Source organism: Acidiplasma aeolicum (assembly GCF_001402945.1).
Taxonomy (GTDB): Archaea; Thermoplasmatota; Thermoplasmata; order Thermoplasmatales; family Thermoplasmataceae; genus Acidiplasma; species Acidiplasma aeolicum.
Genome location: NZ_LKBG01000049.1, coordinates 1 through 3,616 on the forward strand (window position 1 = coordinate 1; position 3,616 = coordinate 3,616).

5 protein-coding genes are annotated in these 3,616 nt (G+C 28.9%); 3 read left to right on the plus strand and 2 right to left on the minus strand.

Going from position 1 to position 3,616, the window contains the following annotated elements; all coding sequences use genetic code 11:
• Positions 1–325 precede the first annotated feature (325 nt).
• The 3 genes from AOG54_RS10005 (at position 326) to AOG54_RS10155 (ending at position 1,546) form a co-directional block, all read left to right on the plus strand.
• On the plus strand, positions 326–574 hold the full coding sequence (locus AOG54_RS10005; RefSeq protein WP_048101194.1) for a hypothetical protein: 249 nt from the start codon (positions 326–328) through the stop codon (positions 572–574).
• Between the two features lie 115 nt (positions 575–689).
• Positions 690–950, plus strand: coding sequence for an IS200/IS605 family accessory protein TnpB-related protein (locus tag AOG54_RS10010; RefSeq protein ID WP_169749803.1), 261 nt, complete (start codon positions 690–692; stop codon positions 948–950).
• Positions 951–1,411: 461 nt separating this feature from the next.
• Positions 1,412–1,546, plus strand: a complete 135-nt coding sequence (locus tag AOG54_RS10155; protein ID WP_269082528.1) for a hypothetical protein — start codon at positions 1,412–1,414, stop codon at positions 1,544–1,546.
• 346 nt (positions 1,547–1,892) lie between these two features.
• On the opposite strand, the gene AOG54_RS01765 is transcribed toward AOG54_RS10155, so the two are convergent.
• Both AOG54_RS01765 and AOG54_RS01770 read right to left on the minus strand, forming a co-directional pair.
• On the minus strand, positions 1,893–2,297 hold the full coding sequence (locus AOG54_RS01765) for an acyl-CoA thioesterase (RefSeq protein ID WP_048101193.1): 405 nt from the start codon (positions 2,295–2,297) through the stop codon (positions 1,893–1,895).
• 134 nt (positions 2,298–2,431) lie between these two features.
• Positions 2,432–3,148 (minus strand): TenA family transcriptional regulator, encoded by a 717-nt coding sequence (locus AOG54_RS01770; protein ID WP_048101192.1) that lies wholly within the window; start codon positions 3,146–3,148, stop codon positions 2,432–2,434.
• Positions 3,149–3,616 lie beyond the last annotated feature (468 nt).

Below are 3,616 nucleotides of genomic sequence, written 5' to 3' on the forward strand. Positions count from 1 at the left end.
ATTCCGTTATTTAATATATTAATTTATATTACAAGGCAAAGATTCTTTGATAATTCTAAATTATACAGGGATAACAAAATAAAGAAAAACGATGTTATACCTTCTAAAACATCATTATACAGCAGTGTAAGCCCAGGGATAATATATTGCCAAAACAGACACTTCAATGGCTAATAAAAACATTTAGAACTATATAGTTCTCATATTTTAAGGCATTAAAGGAATACTATAAAAATCCAGATAAGTTTTTAGGAAAACCAAATATTCCACATTATAAGGATAAAACGGGGAGTTTTTCTTAATCTTTACAAATCAGCAGTGCCATATGAGAGATAATATTCTTACATTTCCTAAAATAATAAATTTATCAGTAAAAACAAGATTGGATGACGATGTTAAATTAAGTGAGGTAAGGATAATACCTCTTGGTAATGGTTATAATATAGAAATTGTTTATAAAAAGAATATAACAGAGCCGTTGAATAGAAAAAACAATGTTATAGGCATTGATATAGGAGTTGACAATACCGTAGCCATATCAAACAACGTTGGGGAAAAACCCAATAGTTGTTAAGGGCGGTCCTGTCAAATCTATTAATCAATTCTATAATAAGCAATTATCCAAATTAAAATCTGTTAATGATATATTAGATAAAAACAATAAAAAATATCCAAGATATACCAGAATGATGAAACTAATAACAGACAGGAGAAATAGAAAAACAAATGATTTATTCTATAAACTATCAAAAGGAATTATTAATTATTCCTTATTAAATAATATTGATACAATAGTTATAGGACATAATGAACTATGGAAGCAGAGTATTAACATAGGTAAGAAGAATAACCAGAACTTTGTTCAAATACCTTTTAATAAACTAATAAAATTAATTAAATACAAGGGAGAGGAATATGGAATAAAGATAATTTTACAGGAAGAATCATAAACTTCTAAATGTTCTTTCCTTGACAATGAGGAAATATGCAAACATGATAAATATCTTGGTAAAAGGATATTTAGAGGTCTATTTAGGACTGCAAAGGGCATTTTAATAAATGCAGACATTAATGGCTCTTACAATATTATAAAAAAAGCATTCCCAAATGCATTTGCAGATGGGATGGTGGGGGTAATGGTTAATCCTGAAAGTTTAAGCATCTTTTAATTATTAGAGATGACAACTTTCAAAGATGGATGTTAATACTGTTAACAGAAATCTTAACCTAATCAATTATAAGGATAATGAAAGGCCATGAGATATATTACAATAGGCATTCAGTAGAGAAGGAGGGCAGCTTTTGATACAGATTCATTATCCATTCAGGAATTAGGGATTACTACCCCGTATATGATAAAAATATTGAATTTAAAATGATAGAGTCTGTACGGAACCATAAGTATGTTCTAATGAATGCTATATATGATTCTTCTGATATACATGATTATATTTTTAAGAATACACATTCTGTGCCTGTTATAGATACCAATAAAAGAATGGGAATTATTGAAAATAAATTAACATATAACAGGAACCTGGAATAGAATTAGGAAAAAGGAATCATCATGGTATAAGTTGAGATGTTATATATAAAGGATATTTTCTGTATTAAAGGAAATATTTGGAATGAAATATATCTGGTATGTGGGAAACAGAAATTATGATGTGTCCATGGTGAAATAATAGTTACATATACCTGCATAGTAGTCGCAAATAAAAATTACAGGAATCTCTGGTAGTAAAATTATATATATCGTGAGTTAACGTATGCTTGGATACTCTTTTTTATTTATAATGAACATTCCATTATAACAAATAATTTCCACAAAAAAATATTTTAAAAAAGAGCAAATAAATGTCTCTACAATTTAAGAATTCTTAATCGCAAATTTAATCTTTTTTATTTAGTATTTTAATAAATTTTTCATCTATATTAATAAGTTTTAATTTTTCCCCATTTTGATTCACCCATCCCCGTATTTCTGAACCTGTTGCATGCAGAACATTATCCTTATATACTTCATATGTTATTTCTATAGTTTTTTCGTTTATTTTAGATATATATGGCCTTATTTCAAAATCATCATCATATTTTAAAGGCTTGATGAATTTAGCACTTACATTCAATATAGGAAGGATAATGTTTTCTGTTTCCATTAACTTCTTTAATGGTATTCCCAAATATTTAAATAGCTCATGTCCAGCTGCGTCAAACCATCTAAAATAATTAGGATAAAAAACAATTTGTGCTGGGTCTGTTTCACCCCATTCAAGATGCTTTTTTATTATTAACATAGTATAGCTCACCAATTTCCAGTATTAATATTTTTCCTTTTTATTCTAACTAACCAACTATTATGGTATTTTTAAATTAATCACAATATAATTATATTTTAGAATTGAGATTAGAAATCCTGGTTACCTCTTTATCAATTAGTTTTAATTCCATGGAGAAGTTCATCTAGGAACAGCCACCTTATTTTAACCGCATTTCTAACCACCTCAAGGCATTTTTCCTGAAGCTCCCTTTCATGAGTATATTCTGCAAGTGCTGTTATTCCTCTATTTCCATGCTCTTGATCAGCCAAGTAATGTTCTTCAAAGAACTCTATTTCTGAAGAACCTTTTTTATAACCATAATAATTATATAATGAAGGCAATATTCTGCCCATAATGCCAACCTCCATGGATTCATTTCCTACTACTGAAGCTGCTACATACTCTTGCCATGTTCTTCCAAGTGCTATATGCCAATGAAAACTTATCATTGCAAGACAGCCGGCAGTTGGCTCAATATTATTAATTTTATCCTCGCTGATACCGCATGCTCTTGCAAATTTTTTTTGCATTTCAATGTGAGGAGTTGAAGTCCTTCCACCTTCAGATACCAAACCATGCTCCTCTGCCATATTCTCTAAAAAGAAATTCTGAACGTCCTGCTCTTTGGCTTTGGCCACCACTATGCCCCATAGATTTACAACCTGCGAACTCCAGAGACTATGCTGTAGCACATATTGAGCCATATCCTGCTTAGATAGCTTTCCCTGGCTCCAGAGATCAAATATTGGGTGTTTCTTTATATGTAAGCTTTCCCTCAATTTTATAAGCTCATTCTTAAATTCTTCAGCATTCCATTCTGACGACATATGTGATCAAAATATTTAATAACTGGTGGTTTATTAGTTTTTGCTTTTTAAAAATTTTGTTTTCCCTTGTTAGTATTTCATATATTATACATTATAAACTTATACATTTTCATTTTAGTGCTATTTTAAATTTATATAACGTTGCAACTGTAATTACATATTCACAAAATTATAACAAATTAATAATGTATTCCTACTACATGAAAAGATATAAACTTAATGATTTTTTTCTATGAATTAGTCTTTTCAATTTTTACACCTTCTTTAAGAATTATCAATTGCTGTCATTATAATCTTTTTATTACGTTATTATTCTAATATTCTTAAAATTAATTCTTATAATTTAAATATAATCAATTCTTATTATATACAGCCAATCCTGCCATGACCATTAAATCATTAATACCTCTCTGATAGGGTGTCCAAACATACGTCAACTCACTATGTACATTATTTTCCTCCCTGAAT